This is a genomic window from Streptococcus infantis (assembly GCF_047460875.1).
In the GTDB taxonomy this organism is placed as follows: Bacteria; Bacillota; Bacilli; order Lactobacillales; family Streptococcaceae; genus Streptococcus; species Streptococcus infantis_AA.
Genome location: NZ_JASHFI010000030.1, coordinates 1 through 948 on the forward strand (window position 1 = coordinate 1; position 948 = coordinate 948).

1 pseudogene is annotated in these 948 nt (G+C 36.1%); it reads right to left on the minus strand.

Going from position 1 to position 948, the window contains the following annotated elements:
- Positions 1 to 893, minus strand: a pseudogene (locus QM887_RS09905) (IS3 family transposase); the annotation flags it as partial.
- Positions 894 to 948 lie beyond the last annotated feature (55 nt).

Below are 948 nucleotides of genomic sequence, written 5' to 3' on the forward strand. Positions count from 1 at the left end.
AAATTCTGTCACATCTGTGTAGCACTTTTGCATTGGTTTGGTTGCTTCAAATTGACGTTGAATAAGGTTATCTGCTTTCTTGCCAACCTCTCCTTGGTATGAAGAATACTTCCGTTTACGGCGAATTCGAGCCGTTAAACCAAGTACTTTCATCAGACGCTGCACCTTCTTATGGTTCACTACGAAGCCACGATTTCGTAATTCTAGAGTCATGCGACGATAGCCGTAATTTCCTTTATGCTCAGTATAAATTGACTGAATTTCAGCTTTAATATCAACATCCTTATCGCTTTGATCCAGCTGTTTTAAGTGGTAATAATAGGTTGAACGGGCAAGCTTAATAATCTTTAGAAGGATATCTAAAGAAAACTCTGTTACCAGTCCTTGAACAATTTCCGTTTTTCTTCTTGCTCCTTTTCGTCCCTCAATCGGAGTTCTCTCAACTTTTTTAGAATGGCATTCTCCGCTCTCAAGTACTCATTTTCTGCTTGAAGACGTTCTAATTCTGTCATATCTTCAAATTTCTTCTTTGGCTTACGTCCCATTTTAGGTGGTCTCCCTCTTGTTTTCTCAACAATAGTATACCCGTTTTTCTTATATTGTGCCAGCCAATTCGAAAGTAATCCACTACTTGGAAGAGCATAATCCAGAGACACCCTAATTTGTGAACGCCCCTCAAGAAGAACTTTATCAATGATCTCTTGTTTTAGTTCAGGAGAATAGTAACAATTCTTTCCTTTTTTGACGATTTCTATTCCATAACGATCAATCAATTTAATCATGTACTGAAGATTAGAAATGTTTATCCCAAATTGATTTGAAAGTTGTCTAAAGCTCTCTCCTTTCTTTCTTAATTCATATATTTGAACTTTATCTTCATAAGTTAATTTCATAATAAAAACACCCCAAAAGTTAGATTTTTATGTCTAACTTTTGGGGTGCAGTTCA